This window comes from Halomonas sp. HNIBRBA4712, assembly GCF_043558675.1.
Lineage (GTDB): Bacteria > Pseudomonadota > Gammaproteobacteria > Pseudomonadales > Halomonadaceae > Vreelandella.
Map to the genome: position 1 here is coordinate 880,030 of NZ_JBIFXR010000001.1, position 16,242 is coordinate 896,271.

The following is a 16,242-nucleotide window of genomic DNA, read 5'->3' on the forward strand; positions in this document are numbered from 1 at the left end:
CCATGCGCTTCGCTCGATGGCTAAAGACCGCCTGGGTGCGGCGCGTGCTGATCAGCCTTGTACTTCTGGGGGCGGTAGCGCTGTGGGTCAACCCCGGCGAGATCGCGCGGGAAGTGACGCGGCTGTCGCCGGCCTGGGTGGCGCTGGCACTGGGTATTAGCGTACTGCAGGTAATGCTCAGCGCTTGGCGTTGGAAACTGACGGCGGGGCTCGTGGGCGTGCCGCTGCGCTACCGCTACGCGCTGCGCGAGTACTATCTGGCGCTGCTGGTCAATCAGCTATTGCCCGGCGGCGTGCTGGGCGATGCCGGGCGCGCCCACCGTCACGCCAGCCAGTCCGATAGCCGCGGCAGCGCCTGGCGGGCGGTGGTGTTGGAGCGTGCTTCGGGTCAGGCGGCGGTCGCACTACTGTTGATGTTGGCGCTTGGCGTGTCGCCGCTCTGGCACCAGGCGCTGGGCGCCACCGGCATCGCCCTGTTGGCGGGTGGAGTGGTCGCCGTCGGTATCGCGCTGGCGCTTGTGGGGCGCTTCGTTTCGCGCAGCGAGACGCTCACGCTGCCGACGTGGTGCGGCGCGCTCAAGCGCGATCTGCGCAGAAGCCTTTTACGACGCGGCGTCTGGTACTGGCAGTTATCGTCATCCCTGGCCATTGTTATTAGCTACGGCCTGGTCATGGTCTGCGCCGCCCGCGCCCTGGGGATCGAGCAGAGCGCCTTCACCATCCTGGCGCTGGCACCGCTTTTGCTGCTCGCCATGCTGGTGCCGCTGTCGGTGGCCGGCTGGGGGCTACGTGAAGGCGCGGCGGCGGGCATCTGGCTGTTCGTCGGGCTACCTTCGGCTCAGGGCGTGGCCATTTCACTGGCTTATGGTGTGCTGATCATGCTGTCGAGCCTGCCGGGGATCTGGGTGGCATTTGCCCGGCGGGGCCGGGCCACGCCTTCAGGCGGCGGGCGTCAGGCAGATATCGAACAGCGTGTCGTCGCCGCAGGCGAAGATGCGCATACGCGGGCGCAGCGCGCTTTCCAGCGTGTCGATCGGCGTCATTTGAAGACCGGGACGGCCGGAGCCGATCAAAAGCGGAGCTACCAGAAGATGCAGCGAGTCGATCGCCCCGGCTTCGATGAATCGGGAAATCGTGATACCGCCGCCCTCGACCAGAATGCGCCGGTAGCCGCGCGCCTGGAGCAGGGCGATGACATCGAGAGGGTCGAACTGGCCCGCCGCGTCGAGCGGCAGCACGTAGCGGGTGGCACGGCTGTCGGCGCACTCGGCGCTTTCACCGGTGACATGCAGGGTAAGCGGGGCATCGCCTTGCAGCACCTTGAGAGTGGCGGGCGCGCGGCCGCGGGGGTCGAGCACCACGCGCACCGGATGCTCGCCGTCGACGTGGCGCACGGTGAGCTGGGGGTCGTCGGCCACGGCGGTGCCCGCACCGATCACCACCGCATCGGCCAGCGCTCTGAGCCTGTGCAGATGGACCAGACTTTCAAAGCCGTTGATGTAGTGGGAGTGGCCGCTTTCGGTGGCGATACGCCCATCCAGACTTTGCCCCAGCTGGGCAAGCGTCCAGCGCTCACTCGTGGCCAGAGGGGCCAGGCAGTCAAGAAGCGCCTCGGCTTCGCCACTCACGCTCATACCGGGGGCGCACTGCCAGCGACCTTCGTCATCCAACGACAGAGGTGCCTCGCTTCTCGCTCCGGTTCTGGTGGCCAGCAGCCAGCGCCAGGCCGTATCGAGCGTGAGCGTCTCGTTATCGCATACAGCACCATCGAAGTTGGGCATGACGCCTCCTTGAAGAAATCAACGTGGAATCATGCCGGGGCCGAGCGGCCAACGCAACAACCCAACAACGCTCGCACGATCAGGCAACCTGGAGGCCTACATGTATCACATTGAACGCGCTATTTTCGACATCCGCCGGGGGCTACCGGTGGTGCTTGCGACCGGTGACCAGCGCCTTCTGGTGCAGGCGCTGGAAGGCAGCGACTCGGTCGATACGCTGGCCGAACTTTCCGGCGCGCGCCCTTCGATGGTGTTGACGCGTCACCGGCTGGAGGCCATGGGTATGTCGCTCAAGGCCGAGGCGGCGAGTTTGCCGCTGCACGAGCAGGTCAGCGAAAGCGAGCTTCATCAGCTGGCCGTGGCCAGGGAGAACGAAAAAGCCTCCCGGTCGCTTTTGGCCGGACTCAAACCCGCTGCAGCGGGCGAGCGCGCCGCGCTCACGCTGATGCGCCGGGCGCTTTTGATTCCCGCCGCACTGTGCGCCGAAATCAGCGAGCGCCAACAAGGCGTGATCGACCAGAAGCTCGGTAGTGGCGAGCTCTTGCAGATCGACGCCGAGGACGCGGCGAGCTGTCTGGCCGGCGCCACGGGCATGCTCAAGCGGGTCAGCGAGGCGCGCATTCCGCTGGAAGAGGCGGTGGAGAGCCGGTTCGTGCTGTTTCGCGAGCCGGACGGGCTGCGCGAGCACGTGGCGGTGGTGATCGGTGAGCCGGAAAGCATGGAGGGCCCGGTACCGCTGCGCCTGCACTCGGCGTGCCTGACCGGCGATCTGTTCGCGAGCCTGCGCTGCGACTGCGGCGAGCAGCTTAGAAACGCCGTGGCGGACATTCAGGCGATGGGCGGCGGGGTGCTTTTGTACCTGGCCCAGGAGGGGCGCGGCATCGGCCTTGCCAACAAGCTTCGCGCCTACACGCTGCAGGATGGCGGGCTCGATACCGTCGACGCCGACCAGGTGCTGGGCTTTGGCGACGACGAGCGCCAGTACGCCGTGGCGGTGGACATGCTGCGCTCGCTTGCGATCAACCAGGTGCAGCTTCTGACCAACAACCCGCTCAAGATCAGCGCGCTCGAAGAGGGCGGCATCGAGGTCGCCTCGCGCCACGCGCTCTACGGCAGCGTAACCGATCAAAACCACCGCTACCTGAGCGCGAAAGCGAACCGGGCGGGCCACCTGCTCGACGACGTGCTCGACGGCCACGGCCGCTAGTGTGCGCCGCGGGGTGACCCGCGGCGTTGATCAGCCAAACGCCGGCAGCGCCGCGGTCTCCTTGACGACCCGGGCCAGCTGCGCGGCGTAGTGCTCGATCAGCCGGCGGCCAAGCTCGGCGTCGGCGCCGGTGGCGTTACCGGAAACGCCGTGAGCGCTCAAATCCTCCCCCAGCCAGGCAAACGCCGCCGCACCTTCCGCCGCGACCAGGTCATTTCGGGCGGCGGGCAGCGCCGGTGACGCGGCCTGATAATTCGCCATATCCACCAGTTCCGGCGTCAGATGCAGCATCATCGCGGTTTCGAGCAGCCCGCCGTGCAGCCCGTAGCGCAGCTCCTCGAAGTCGATGGCGCCGTCGAGCGGCGGCAGGCGGGTGTAGGTGGCCTTGACCACCCGCATATCGAAGCGCTTTCGCAGCGTGAGGGCGGCCAGATCCATCACCGCCTTGTTGCCGCCGTGGCTGTTGATCCACACCATTTTGCGAATCCCCGCCCGGGCCACGCTTTCGCCCAGCGCCTCGAGAGTGGCGATGGCAAGCGGATGGGGCAGGCTCAGCGTACCGGCGAAGTGTGCGTGCTCGTCGCTGGCGCCCACGGCAAGCGGTGGCAGGCAGACCACGTCGAGTTCAGGGTCGAGGGCTTTGAGCGTGGCCGCCTGCAGCCCTTCGCCGATGATCAGATCGGTGGCCAGCGGCAGGTGCGTGCCGTGCTGCTCGATCGCGCCCAGGGTCAGAATCGCCACCGGGTCGCGCTCGGCGAGCGCCTTTAACGTCGGCGCGCTCAGCGCCTGCCAGTGATAAATCATGCCGCTCCTTGTCATTGACTAGCGTGAAGATGAAGCGAAAAGCGAGCGCTCAGACGCGGCCAGGGCCGGATGCCCGACGCGGCAGGCGTAAAGATCGCCGGAGGCAAGGCCTTCGGCGCCGTCGTCGAGCCAGCGGCGAATCGCCTCCGGGGTCTGCCACTCGTCAAAGCGGAAGTCGCGCCGCTCGCCGGCCACCGCGTTGAAGCGGTAGTCGCCCAGGCGGGTAATCTCCTCGACGCAGGCGTGGCTGACCTCCAGCACGCCGGCCACGAACTCCACCGACAGCGCGGCCACGGGGTGGCTCAAGCCCTTGAGCACCTCGGCTTCGAAGCCTTCCACGTCGATCTTGATAAAGCAGGGCATCCCGTATTCGTCGATCAGGCGGTCCACGGTGGTCACCTCGACGCGCAGCGTTTGCTCCCAGCTGATGCGTTTGAAGCCCGCGTTCTGGCTGCCCACGCGGCTGCGCCAGTCGTGGGCCAGGGTGGAGAGCGTGGGGTTGGCGCTGCTGATCGCGATCTCGGCGTGGCCCGGCTCGACGCCGGCGGCCAGCGGCAGCAGGGTGACGTCGTCATGCTTGATCACGCGGCGAAACCAGCGCGCCAGCGCCGGCTGGGGCTCGAGCGCCACCACCTTTGCGCCCAACGCGCGAAACGCCGCGCTGCGATCGCCCAGGTGCGCGCCGATATCGAACGCCGCTTCGCCCGGTACGATAAAGGGGTGATAGAGCCGCTTCAGGCCTTTCTGCCGTCCAGGGCGCCAGTAGACGATCAGCGAGCGCGCCACGCCCCCGGCGCCGCGAAATTTATCCAGAAGCGATAGCGGCATCAATGCGGCTCCCTGGCTGAGTCACTCACCAGCCGCCGGTCGAAGCGCCGAAACGACTGGCAGGGCATGTCGCCGGGAAGCTCGCCGGGCAGCGGTTGGATGGCGCCGACCAGCGGTGCGGCGGATGAAAGGGTATGATCGCGCGCGCCAAGTGCGGCGAAGTCCTTCAGCAGTGCCGGCTCGAAGGTCATGCTCGGCGTGCGCAGAAGTAAAAATCGCTCGCCGAGAAAGCCGCCCCAGGTGGCGCTGCTGGAGTATTTGACGATGGGGGCGGCCATCAGCAGGCCAAACCAGGCCGGCGCCAGCCAGGCAAACGCGTGGGGCGAGAAGAACCACATCGCCACCGCCCAGAGCGCGCCGCAAACCGTCATCCAGCGGGTGTGCCACCACACCTCGCGCCAGGCAAGCGAACGCTCGCCGCGGTGCTGGGTCTGCCATTCGATCGAGCGCCCAAACAGCACGTTGATAATGAAAAGGCTATGCCAGGCCATCATCAGCGGCGCGGTGAGCGCGGCGAACAGCACCTCGAGCACTACGCTCACCGTGAGCCTGACGCGGCCACCGAAGGCGTGCGGGCACTGAAACAGGGTAAGCAGAAAGCCGAGCAGTTTGGGCGCGAGCAGCATGAACAGCGTCACCGATAAAAGCCCGAGCGAAAGCGGCTGGGGCAGGGGCTGGTGGGGTGTGGTATCCAACGCCGTCAGGCAGACCAGAAGCCCCGTGCACACCAGCAGGGCGAGCCACACCATCGACGAAAGATACGCGAAGGCGCCGAACAGAAAGTGCAGGCGGCTGATCGGGTGAAAGCCGGCGCCGGTCAGAAGGCGCAGGTGCTGCAGGTTGCCCTGGAGCCAGCGCCGGTCGCGCTTGGCGAAATCGAGAAAGTTGCTCGGCATCGCCTCGAAGCTGTTGTGGCTGGCGCCGGTGTGGGGCGCCTGGCGCGACACCGCGGTGGTGGCGCCGGTGTCGAGCAGCACCTGCCAGCCGCCGCGTTTCAAAAGCGCCGCCTCGACGAAGTCGTGGCTCAAGAGCTCGCCGCCAAGTGGCGCCTTGCCGGGCAGAGCGGGGAGCCCGGCGTGCGCCATGAAGGCACGCGTGCGGATGATGGCGTTATGGCCCCAGTAGTTGGCCGCATCGCCTTGCCAGAAGCTCTGCCCGGCGGCGAGCATCGGGCTGTAAAGCGCCGAGGCGAGCTGCTGGAAACGCCCGAACAGCGTGCGCTGGCCCACCGGAATCGGCACCGTTTGAATCAGCCCCACTTGGGGCTCGCGCTGCATGCGATGCACCATGTGCAAGAGTGTGGCGCCGCTCATGAGGCTGTCGGCATCGAGCACCACCATGTAGTCGTAGAGCCGCCCCCAGCGGCGGCAGAACTCGGCGATATTGCCCGCTTTGCGCCCTTCATTGTTCTCCCGGCGGCGGTAGTAGACGTTGATTTGCCCTGCCAAGCGCTGCTGCAGCGCCGTCACGTGGGCCGATTCTTCCCGCGCCTTTGCCGGGTCCTGGGTGTCGCTGAGGATGAACACATCGAAGTGTTCGGAAAGCTTGTCGGCTACGCTTTCGCTCTGGGCGCTGGCCTGGTTCAACAGCGAACGGCAGGTCGCCTCCAGCCCGGCGATGGTCGAAACCGGCGGCTCGGCGTACACCGGCATCACCAGCGCGGTCTTGCTGACCAGCCGGTAGGCGTTGGGCGCGGTGGGGCGTTGGCGGCGCAGGGTAAGCGGGTCAAGGCGCAGCGCGCAAAGTAAAAAACCGCACATCGCACCCCAGAACGCCATGGCGATCCAGCTGAAGGTCAGGGTAAAAAGCGCCAGTAGCACCACCTGCCACCCGAGGGCGAGATCGGCGACCATCCGCGCCATGGCCAGTCCGCCGGTGACGCTGGAGCCGAGCACCAGCAGAGCGAAAAGCGTACGGCGCAAGGCGAGCCCGGGAATGGCAACGGCGGTTGTGGGTTGTTCAGACATCGGGGTACCACACGTAATTCCAGGTTTCGCTGACCGGCTCGCCGCCGAGTTCGAGATGCAGGCGGATATCCGCGACGTTATCGCTTGGCACGCGAAAGCTCGCGCGCCACTGGTTGTCCGGAAGCGCCAGTACGTGAGGTTCGAGCGCCTCGCCGGTGGTCGTTTCGATCGCAAGCGTTACCGGGGCGTCGCCGTCGAGCCGGGAAAGCTCGCCGCCTTCGAAATCGACGATGAACTGGCGCTGGGCGCGGGAGGCAGCGTCGTTGGTGATACCGGCCCGCCCCTGGCGGGTGCGCACTGCCCGGGCAAGCGTGTGATCATCCGGGGTGGCGCCAAGCGTCGTGGTGCGGTAGTGCAGATCCAGCGAATCGCCCGCCGCAAGCGGCGTGTCGCTGACCCAGTAGGCGACGATATTGTCGTGGGTTTCATCCGGGGTGGGGAGCTCGACCAGCTCTACATGGCCCGCGCCCCAGTCACCCAGCGGCTCGACCCACTGGCTTGGGCGCCGGTGGTAGAGCGCCTCCATGTCCAGGTAGTGCTCGAAGGCGCGCTCGCGTTGCATCAGGCCAAAACCCCGAGGGCGCTCGTCGCGAAACGCCGACACGCGAGGCGCTTCGGGGTTGCTCAGTGCTCGCCAGATCCACTCGCTCTGGCCGGTGTGCATCAGAAGCCCATCGGAGTCGTGGACCTGGGGGCGAAAGTCGTCCGGCGCCTCGGCGCTCGACTCGCTATAGGCGAACATGCTGGTGAGCGGCGCGATACCGAGCTTGTCGATATTCTCGCGGGCAAACAGGCGCGCCTCGACCTCGAGCGCAGTCTGCTCACTCGGGGTGAGGGTGAAGCGGTAGGCGCCGCTGACCGAAGGGCTATCGAGCAGCGCCATAAAGGTCAGCGCTTGGGCGTCGTCGCCGGGCTTGACGAACCAGAACTCGCGAAATGCGGGAAACTCCTCTGCCTGGTCGGTGGCGGTATTCAGCGCCAGCCCGCGCGCCGAGAGGCCGTAGATCTGATCACGCCCGACCAGGCGAAAGTAGCTCGCGCCCAGAAACGCCGCGACTTCGTCGTGGTACGCCTCGTTATTGAGCGGGAAGTGAACGCGAAAGCCGGCGTGGCCGCTGCCGGCCAAGTCACTGTCGGTCAGCGCCTGAGCCTCGCCGTCGTAGCTAAAGTCATCGCGTTTGAAGGGCAGCGGCTCGACGCGTTCGCCGTCGATGACGTTGAGCGTGACCGGTGTTTGAAAGAGAAAACCGCTGTGAAAAAGCTGCAGCGAAAAAGGGCTTTCGTCGCGCCAGTAGGCGCGCTCCGGGTCGAAGCGAATTTGACGATAGGCGTCGTAATCAAGCTCTTGAAGTGCTTTCGAGAGCGCGGGTTCGGGCGCCTGGTAAGGGGCGTTGGCAAGCGACTCGGCGCGTGCGATCACCTCATCGAAATAGGCGCCTTGCCCGAAGGCGAGCGGCGCATGAGCCAGCCCCAGCCCCACAAGCCACCTTGCGCCAATACGACCTTTCATAAGCGAGTTCCCTTCCTTTAAAGGCCACGGTCGACTAACCCCCTGGCGGCTCTATTTATTGCATGATGTCTGATTTAACAGAAATTTTGACTATAGTAATGTTCCCGGTCAGGCTCGGCGTCCTATGCGTAAACCTCACACCACTATAGCGAGCGAGGGGCGTTTAATGCCAGCTTGACCCGCCCAGCCTTCACTATAGGGCGTTACCGCCGACTCCGCCTACAGGGTTTTTTTTCAATGGATTCGATGCTTCCATGCTACGTGTTTTAATCGCCGCTCTCGTTCTCAACCTGATGCTGGTCGCGCCGCTTTGGTGGCGCTACGGTGGTCCCCATGTGCCGCTCATCGCGCTGGAAGCCTGGGTGATCGCCCCGCTTTTGATGCTGGTTCCTGCCGGGCGGTTGCGCCGGTTCATCACGGTGTGCGTGGTGGCCCTGGCGGGGCTAGTCAGCGCCGCGGGCCTGGGCGACGCCGCCACCCATACCGCTTTCGGCCGCTCGCTCAATCTCTATCTTGACGTGCCGCTGCTGCGCTCGGTGTATCACCTTTTGGCCGGCAACGCCGGCGACGTAGTGGCAGTCGTCGTCATGACCCTGGGGGCGCTTTTGATTCTGGGGGTGCTGCTGCTGATAAGCGCGCTGCTCTCGCCCAAGCGGGCGCTGTCACCCCGGCGCCTGCCGGGGGCGTTGGCGCTGGGGCTTGCGCTCGTGGCCCTGACGCTTGCGCTGCTGCAAACCCAGGGCGTGAGGGTGTTGCCGCGCAGTGCGCTGCCCATGGTCGATACCACCCGCTTTCAGTTCGAGCAGATCGTCGCCACCCACCGGGCGCGGCAGGATTTCGAGGCGCTGCTCGAGCACGAGCCGCTCGAGCCTACCGCGCTTCCCGGCCTTGCCGGTCGCAACGTGCTGGTGACCTTCATCGAATCCTATGGGGTGACGGCGCTGGAAAAGCCGCGCTACGCCAAGCTGATCGGTCAGACCCTCGACGAGATGGGTGAGCGCCTGGACGAGCGCGATATTCAGGTGGTGTCCGGACTGATGCAGGCGCCGATTCGCGGCGGCCAATCCTGGCTTGCCCACGCCACCATTCTCAGCGGGCGCTGGATCGATAACCAGCTCTGGTACCGGCTGATGCTCGACAACGGCCACTCCAACCTGGTGGAGGATTTTCACGCCACCGGCCAGCGCTCGCTGACCGTGATGCCGGCGATTACGCTGGCCTGGCCCGAGGGCATCGCCTACGGCTTCGAAGAGATTCGCACCGCCAACAACATCCCCTACGAAGGCCCGCCCTTGAACTGGGTGACCATGCCGGATCAGTACACCCTGGGTTACGTGGCGCGCACCCAGCTCGACGATGCGCCGCTGTTCGCCCAGATCACGCTGATCTCGAGCCACGCGCCCTGGACACCGATTCTGCCGGTGCTGGAGAACTGGTCGATGATCGGCGATGGGACGATCTACGGGCCCTGGGAGAACGCCGCCGACCCGCCGGAAGTGCTATGGCAGGACCTGGAGCGGATTCGCGATCACTACGGCTGGTCGGTGAACTACTCACTTGCCAGCACCGCCCGGTTCGCCGAGCGCGTGGTCGACGACCGAACCCTGATGATCGTGCTGGGCGATCACCAGCCCGCGCCCTTGATCACGGGTGACGACGCCAGCGCCGCGGTGCCGGTGCATATCATCAGCGGCGACCCGGCGCTGCTGGAGGCCTTTCGCGCCCGCGGTTTCGTCGATGGGCCAATACCGGCGATCGATGACCCGCAAGGCGCGCCGCGCATGAGCGAATTTCGCCGCTGGCTGCAGGAGGATTTTGGCGAGCCAAGCGGGCAGGCTCGCGAGCAGAATTTGCAAGCTAGTACAGACGATAGCCCTTGACGTTCTCAACGCCTTGGGTCTCTTCGATCACCTTGCGGTAGCGCTTGTACTCCCACTGATACTGCTCAGGGGCGAGCGCAATCGAGGCTTCCACGCTTGCGTTGACGCCGGTGGCGGAGGTCGCGTCGTCGTCGCTATAGACGCGCTCATCGGCGTCGAGAAAGTGGATCGCAAAGCCCTTGCCCGGCACTCTGAGCGCCACCCCGGTGACTACTCGCGCCTGGGTGCGGGCAACCAGCTTGGGCAAAAGCGTCGCGGTGTAGGCGCCGCGGCCGAAAAACGGCGCGAACACGCCGCTGCCCCAGCTCGGTTCCTGATCCGGCAGAATGCCGATCGCCTCGGAGCGCTTGAGCGCCTTCAAAAGCGCCGCCACTCCGCGCGGGTTGGTCGGCACCAGGCTCGCCCCCATACGTTCGCGGCCGTGGCGAATGATAGGCTCGAGCTCTTCGATCTTGGGCGGCTCGTACATCGCGGTGAAGGGGAAGTGGCTCGAGAGCCAGAAGTTGAGCACTTCCCAGTTGCCGAAGTGCGGCGCCAGCACGATCACGCCGCGCCCCTCGGCGCGAGCGCTGTCGAGCTTGTCGCGCCCGTGCACTTCGAGAATGTGCGCCTCGACCGCTTCCGGCTTGGCAAGCCAGGCGTGGCCCAGCTCCAGCATGGTCGCCGCCGAGTGGCAGAGGCTCTTTCTGGCCAGCGCCTTGCGCTTCTTTACCGAAAGCGCTGGGTAGACCACGTCGAGGTTCAAGTGCGTTACCCGGCGCTCGCGCTTGCTCAGTGCGTACACCGCTGGGCCCAGCAGCCTGGCCGCGCGCCAGAGCGCCGCCAGCGACCAGCCCGACAGGCAGCGCCAGAGTGTGTTGATGGCGCGGGCCTGAAGCGCCTGCCAACGGTTGGAGTCGTGCTCGGCCATGACTACAGCAACCAGCCGTTCACATCGCTCGGGGCGCGCTTTTCCTGAATGGCCTTGAAGCCCTTCACACAGCGCACGATCAGCCAGACTGCCACTGCCAGCAGCAGCGGGAAGCCGACCAGCACCAGGGTGAGCAGGGTGGCAACGCTCAAGTACAAAAGGCCGATCCAGAAGGTGCGGATCTGGTAGCGGTAGTGCTCGTCGAGCCAGTGCGGGCCCTTGCCGTGGTAGACGTAGGCCACGATCACGCCGACGATGGCGGTGAAGCCGGTAAAGAAGTTGGCCAGATAGAGCGCGTAGACGACCAGCGCTACGGTGGTGTCGGCCTTGGGTTCGGGATCGCGGCGTTCGTGAACGCCTTCGTTGACGACTTCGCCCTCGATGGGCTCTTCATTGGCGTTATGTCGCATGCACGCTCCTTCAAAGATAAACGCCCGCCCGGGGAGTTGGGCGGCCATGATAGCGGCTCAAACGGGGGCTGGCATCACTCGGGCAAGTGGGTGCGCCCGGCAGGCCGGCAGATTTCCAGCAGGTTGCCGTCCGGGTCGCGAAGATAAACCGACTCGATGGCGCTGTTGGCACCCTGACGTTCGACCGGGCCGAGCTCCACCTCGATGGAAAGCGCCTGAAGGTGCGCCATGAACTCCTCGAGCGGCAGCTGACAGCGTAGGCAGAGATCCAGGCTGCCCGGCGTGGGCGTGGCGGAGACCGGTGCGATATCGGTATCGGTCTGGTGCAGGCGCAGCGCGGTGTCGCCAAGCATGAGGTCGACCCGCTGCGCGTCGCGGTAGCGCACGTCGAGCCCCAGCACGCGGGAATAAAAGTCCACGGCGCGCCCCATGTCGGTCACCGTCACTACCAAATGGTCCAGGCCTGAAAGCATGCCACCTTCCTTCGATCCGTTTTGAAAGCCCCATCTTACCCTGGCGCGGCCCTGGCGGGCATGGAAAATGACGCGCCGCTTTGGCGCTCAAAGCGATAAAATGCGTTGACTTTAAGGCGCTGAGCGCAATAATTGCGCGCCCGTTTTCCTGCCAGGATATGTCGTTGGCAAGTGAGCAGGTACGAGACAGTCGATAAACGAGCGGCCGGTGCAAAACGGCCGACGAAAAAACGGTGGGCGTTTGGGCTTGGCAAGACGAGGTGGGGCATGTCGCGGCAACTGTTGTTAATGGCGCTTGCGCCGCTTTTGGGTCTTTTCATTCTGGGCATCGGCAACGGCTTTCTGGCCGCGCTGATCACGCTGCGCATGGACGCCGCGGGCGAGTCCGCCACCCTGATCGGGATCGTGTCGTCGGCCTACTTCATCGGGCTTGCCTTCGGCGCGATGTTCAACGACCGCCTGCTGCTGCGCATCGGCCATATTCGCGCTTACGGAAGCTTTGCTTCGCTCGTGGCCGTCACCGTGCTGCTGCAGGGGCTCTTCTTCGATCCCTGGGCCTGGTTTGCGCTACGCCTGATCGGCGGCTGGGCCACGGTGGGGGTGTACCTGGTCATCGAAAGCTGGCTTCTGACCGCCGGCGATCAGCGGGTCCGGGGGCGGCTGCTCGCGCTCTACATGATCTCGCTCTACGCCGCCGGCGTGGTCGGCCAGCTCCTGTTGGGCGTGACCAACGCGATGGGCGAGACCGCGCCGTTCATGGTGATCGGCCTTCTGGCGTCGCTTTCGGTACTGCCGATGGCGATGATTCCGCGCGTTTCGCCGCTGATCGAGCACGCCGAGCCGCTGCCGCCGCACCGCTTGATCACCATGACGCCGACCGGCGTGATGGGGAGCCTGGGCTCGGGCATGGTGGTGGCCGCCGCCTATACGCTGTTGCCGCTCTATTTGCAGCGAATCGGTATGAGCGTCAGCCAGGTGGGGCAGATGATGGCGGTAGTAATTCTCGGCGCGATGCTGCTTCAATACCCGATCGGGCGCTGGTCCGACCGCCACGACCGCCAGATGGTGCTGATCGGCATTAGCGCGTTCTGTATCGTCATTTCCGGGACGATTCTGTGGCTCCCGCTTTCGATGCCGGCGCTGGCGGCGCTGCTGTTTCTGCTCGGCGGCGGCGTGTTCGCCTTTTATCCGGTGGCGGTCAGCCACGCCGCTGACCGCGCGCCGGCCGGCGCTCTGGTGCGCATGAGCCAGGGGCTTTTATTGATCAACTCCATCGGCTCGACCGTCAGCCCGCTTTTGATCTCGCCGGTGATGGGGGCGGTAGGCGATGCCGGGCTTTTCTGGGCGTTTGGCGCCATGAGTTTGTTCTTTCTGCTGTTCTTCGGCTGGCGTCGAAGCGTGCGCCCGGCACCGCTACCGGTGGCGCCCTTTACCGCGACGGCGCCGATGTCCAGCGCCGGCGCCGAGCTGATCGTTACCGAGGAGCTGGTACAGGGGGCGCTGGAGCACGAGCACCTGGAGGATCTTTCGAACGTACTACCGGAGGTGGACGTGGCAGAGCCGGTGGTGGGCCCGCCGGCGGCGGACGAGGTGCACATTACCTATTTTGATGACGTCGAAAGCGTCGAGATCCGCCGCCCCGGCGCGCACTGAACCAGGCCCTGCGCGCGAGTGGCCTGGCGGCAAGGCTGTGATACCTTGGATGAATAGTGTGAAAACGCTCGTTTGATTACCATGCGGTCATCGAACGTCACTCTGTTCAGGTTGAGGGGTTGCCATGATGGACTATGCTGCGCCGGTTCGCGATCTGCGCTTCGTGCTCGAGGAGATGCTGGAGCACCGCTCGCTCTCGCTACCCGGCTTCGAGGAGGCCACGCCGGATCTGGTCGAGGCGGTGCTCGAGGAGGCCGCCAAACTCGCCGGCGACGTATGGGGGCCACTCAACCGCGTGGGCGACCAGCAGGGCGCCAGGCGCCAACCCGACGGTAGCGTCATCACGCCGGAGGGCTTCGCGGGCGCTTATCAGGCTTACGTCGAAGGCGGCTGGAACGGTATCGGCGTGAGTGAGAGACTCGGCGGGCAGAATCTCCCCGAGGTAGTGGCAAGCGCGGTACAGGAGATGCTTCACGGCGCCAACATGGCGCTTGGCCTCTGCCCGATGCTCACCGCCGGCGCCATCGAAGCGCTGGCCCATCACGGAAGCGGCGCGCTTCAAACGACCTATCTCGCGCCGCTGGTGGAAGGGCGCTGGACCGGCACCATGAACCTCACCGAGCCCCAGGCGGGGTCGGATCTCTCCAAAGTACGCACCAGAGCCGTTCCCGAAGGCGATCACTACCGCATCAGCGGCCAGAAGATCTACATCACCTGGGGCGAGCACGACGCCGCCGAGAACATCATCCACCTGGTGCTGGCGCGCAAGCAAGGCGCCCCGGAAGGCAACAAGGGCATTTCGCTGTTTCTGGTGCCGAAATTTCTCGTGCATGATGACGGCTCGCTCGGCGAGCGCAACGACGTCGTCTGCGCCTCGCTCGAGCACAAGCTCGGCATTCACGGCTCGCCGACCTGCACGCTCAGCTTCGGTGAGCAGGGTGGGGCCGTGGGCTATCTCGTCGGCGAAGAGGGTCGCGGGCTCAACCACATGTTCACCATGATGAACGAGGCGCGCCACAAGGTCGGCATTCAGGGCATCGGTGTCGCCGAGCGCGCCTGCCAGCATGCTCTGGCCTATGCCAATGAGCGCGTGCAGGGCAAACTTTCCAAAGCGCGCGGCGGCGTTGATACCACCATCGGCGAGCATTTCGATGTTCGCCGCATGCTGCTTTCGATGCGCGCGCGCACCGACTCGCTGCGGGCGCTGGCGCTTTTCTGCGCCGGCCAGCTCGATATCGCGCGCAAGAGTGAAGACGCCGCCGAGTCCGAGGCGGCTCAGGCGTTGGTCGACGTGCTGATTCCTATCGTCAAGAGCTTCTCTACCGATCAGGCGGTGGAGATCGCCTCCTTGGGCATTCAGGTGCACGGCGGCATGGGCTACGTCGAGGAGACCGGCGCCGCCCAGCTGCTGCGCGACGCCCGCATCGCGCCGATTTACGAAGGCACCAACGGCATTCAGGCGCTCGATCTGGCCGGGCGTAAGCTCCAGCGAGATAGCGGCCAAGCGATGACCCGGCTGATCGAGCGCGTCGAGCAAACCGCTCGGGCGCTCAGTGATGAACAGACGCTCGCAGGGCTTGGCAAAGCGCTCGGCCAGGGCGCCGAGGATCTGCGCGCGGCGATGGCCACTGTGCTCAAAGAGGGCCGGGACGAGACCCGCGGCGTCGACGCCGTGCAGGCCTACGCCACGCCGTTTCTGAATCTGGCCGGGCACGTGCTGTGCGCCTGGCAGATGGGCGAGGCGGCGCTGATCGCACTCCGCGCCGACCAAAGTGACCCGTTCTATCGGGCCAAGCTCGCCAGCGCCCACTTTGCGATCACCCAGTGGCTGCCGGTGGGTTTGGCCCAGCGCGCGGTGATCGAGGCGGGCTTCGAGTGTCTCGAGGCGTTCGAAAGCCGGGCACGTTAAAGTCAATTGATTTATCGTCGCCATGGCGGCGGCGCTGTAGGCCAGTTCAACGACAAAAAGGAGCCAGCATGAGCGACAACGTAATCGAAAAAAACGACAACGACGGCGTCGTGACGCTGACCATCAACCGCCCGAAGGCGCTGAACGCGCTCAACAGCGACGTATTGGACGCCCTCGGCGCGCATCTCGACGAGCTCGAGCGCCAGGGCGATTTGCGCCTGGTGCTATTGACCGGCGCCGGCGAGAAATCCTTCGTCGCCGGTGCGGACATTACCGAAATGCGCGACAAGACGCCGGAGCAGGCGCGCGCCTTCGCCGCCCAGGCGCTTTCCACCATCAAGCGCCTCGAGACATTGCCTGTGCCGGTCGTGGCGCTGGTCAACGGGTTCTGCCTGGGCGGCGGCTGCGAGCTGGCGCTGGTCTGCGACTGGGCGGTGGCCAGCGACAACGCCGTGTTCGGCCAACCCGAGGTGCTGCTTGGCGTGATTCCAGGCTTTGGCGGCACCCAGCGTCTGCCGCGCCGGGTCGGCCCGGCCATGGCAATCGACCTGGTCACCACCGGGCGCAAGATCGATGCCGAGGAAGCGCTGCGCATCGGGCTGGTCAACCGCGTGATGCCCCAGGCCGAGCTTGCGGCCTACGCCGAGGAGCTTACAAAGCAGCTCCAGGGCAACGGCCGCCAGTCGGTGCGCGCCGCCAAGCAGGCGGTCCACGACGGCATGGATCAGGACCTGGACAGCGCGCTGGCGCTGGAAACCAGCCTGTTCGCCTTCTGTTTCGCCGGCGACGAGCAGAAAGAGGGCATGAGTGCATTCGTGGAGAAGCGCAAGGCCCGCTTTTAGGTTTTTCGTCTTCGACACTTTCCACGCTCGCAGCGTCAGGGTGACCTTCGCGTCACCCTTTTTTTTCA

13 protein-coding genes and 1 pseudogene are annotated in these 16,242 nt (G+C 65.6%); 6 read left to right on the plus strand and 8 right to left on the minus strand.

Annotated elements, in window-relative coordinates; translation table 11 throughout:
* Positions 1–2: 2 nt before the first annotated feature.
* Positions 3–869: pseudogene (locus ACGK9R_RS04140) on the plus strand (lysylphosphatidylglycerol synthase transmembrane domain-containing protein); the annotation flags it as partial.
* A gap of 69 nt (positions 870–938) precedes the next feature.
* On the opposite strand, the gene ACGK9R_RS04145 reads toward ACGK9R_RS04140, so the two are convergent.
* Positions 939–1,781: a RibD family protein gene (locus ACGK9R_RS04145; RefSeq protein WP_394578591.1), complete on the minus strand. Its 843-nt coding sequence runs from the start codon at positions 1,779–1,781 to the stop codon at positions 939–941.
* Positions 1,782–1,881: 100 nt separating this feature from the next.
* Between ACGK9R_RS04145 and ribA the strand changes: the two genes are divergently transcribed.
* Positions 1,882–2,988 carry a GTP cyclohydrolase II RibA gene (ribA, locus tag ACGK9R_RS04150; RefSeq protein ID WP_394578434.1) on the plus strand — a complete coding sequence of 369 codons (1,107 nt, stop codon included), beginning with the start codon at positions 1,882–1,884 and terminating at the stop codon, positions 2,986–2,988.
* Between the two features lie 30 nt (positions 2,989–3,018).
* Here ribA and ACGK9R_RS04155 read toward each other — a convergent pair whose 3' ends face one another.
* The 4 genes from ACGK9R_RS04155 to ACGK9R_RS04170 are packed head-to-tail and all read right to left on the minus strand — an operon-like array spanning position 3,019 to position 8,097.
* Positions 3,019–3,792: a creatininase family protein gene (locus tag ACGK9R_RS04155; RefSeq protein ID WP_394578438.1), complete on the minus strand. Its 774-nt coding sequence runs from the start codon at positions 3,790–3,792 to the stop codon at positions 3,019–3,021.
* A gap of 18 nt (positions 3,793–3,810) precedes the next feature.
* The gene (locus ACGK9R_RS04160) at positions 3,811–4,620 is read right to left on the minus strand and encodes an FkbM family methyltransferase (RefSeq protein ID WP_394578439.1); all 810 of its coding nucleotides are present in this window, start codon (positions 4,618–4,620) and stop codon (positions 3,811–3,813) included.
* The gene (gene mdoH / locus ACGK9R_RS04165; protein ID WP_394578442.1) at positions 4,620–6,587 is read right to left on the minus strand and encodes a glucans biosynthesis glucosyltransferase MdoH; all 1,968 of its coding nucleotides are present in this window, start codon (positions 6,585–6,587) and stop codon (positions 4,620–4,622) included. Before mdoH ends, ACGK9R_RS04160 begins: the two co-directional genes overlap by 1 nt.
* Positions 6,580–8,097, minus strand: a complete 1,518-nt coding sequence (locus ACGK9R_RS04170; protein WP_394578444.1) for a glucan biosynthesis protein — start codon at positions 8,095–8,097, stop codon at positions 6,580–6,582. The genes mdoH and ACGK9R_RS04170 overlap by 8 nt, the downstream gene beginning before the upstream one ends.
* Before the next feature lie 254 nt (positions 8,098–8,351).
* Between ACGK9R_RS04170 and ACGK9R_RS04175 the strand changes: the two genes are divergently transcribed.
* A complete protein-coding gene (locus ACGK9R_RS04175) occupies positions 8,352–9,977 on the plus strand; it encodes an alkaline phosphatase (protein ID WP_394578446.1) in 1,626 nt (541 codons plus the stop codon).
* Here the strand turns inward: ACGK9R_RS04175 and ACGK9R_RS04180 are convergent.
* From ACGK9R_RS04180 to ACGK9R_RS04190, 3 genes are all read right to left on the minus strand, one after another.
* Entirely contained in the window at positions 9,955–10,887 is a 933-nt protein-coding gene (locus ACGK9R_RS04180) for a lysophospholipid acyltransferase family protein (protein WP_394578448.1), read from the minus strand. The genes ACGK9R_RS04175 and ACGK9R_RS04180 overlap by 23 nt on opposite strands.
* 2 nt (positions 10,888–10,889) lie before the next feature.
* Complete coding sequence (locus tag ACGK9R_RS04185; protein ID WP_394578450.1) at positions 10,890–11,297, minus strand: DUF4870 family protein; 408 nt, start codon at positions 11,295–11,297, stop codon at positions 10,890–10,892.
* A gap of 74 nt (positions 11,298–11,371) precedes the next feature.
* Positions 11,372–11,770: a VOC family protein gene (locus ACGK9R_RS04190; RefSeq protein ID WP_394578452.1), complete on the minus strand. Its 399-nt coding sequence runs from the start codon at positions 11,768–11,770 to the stop codon at positions 11,372–11,374.
* 267 nt (positions 11,771–12,037) lie between these two features.
* Between ACGK9R_RS04190 and ACGK9R_RS04195 the strand changes: the two genes are divergently transcribed.
* The 3 genes from ACGK9R_RS04195 to ACGK9R_RS04205 all read left to right on the plus strand — a co-directional run bounded on the left by ACGK9R_RS04195 (position 12,038) and on the right by ACGK9R_RS04205 (position 16,174).
* Positions 12,038–13,423 (plus strand): MFS transporter, encoded by a 1,386-nt coding sequence (locus ACGK9R_RS04195; RefSeq protein ID WP_394578453.1) that lies wholly within the window; start codon positions 12,038–12,040, stop codon positions 13,421–13,423.
* 124 nt (positions 13,424–13,547) lie between these two features.
* Positions 13,548–15,332, plus strand: coding sequence for an acyl-CoA dehydrogenase (locus ACGK9R_RS04200; RefSeq protein ID WP_394578455.1), 1,785 nt, complete (start codon positions 13,548–13,550; stop codon positions 15,330–15,332).
* 68 nt (positions 15,333–15,400) lie between these two features.
* Positions 15,401–16,174, plus strand: a complete 774-nt coding sequence (locus ACGK9R_RS04205; RefSeq protein WP_394578457.1) for an enoyl-CoA hydratase-related protein — start codon at positions 15,401–15,403, stop codon at positions 16,172–16,174.
* Positions 16,175–16,242: the final 68 nt, after the last annotated feature.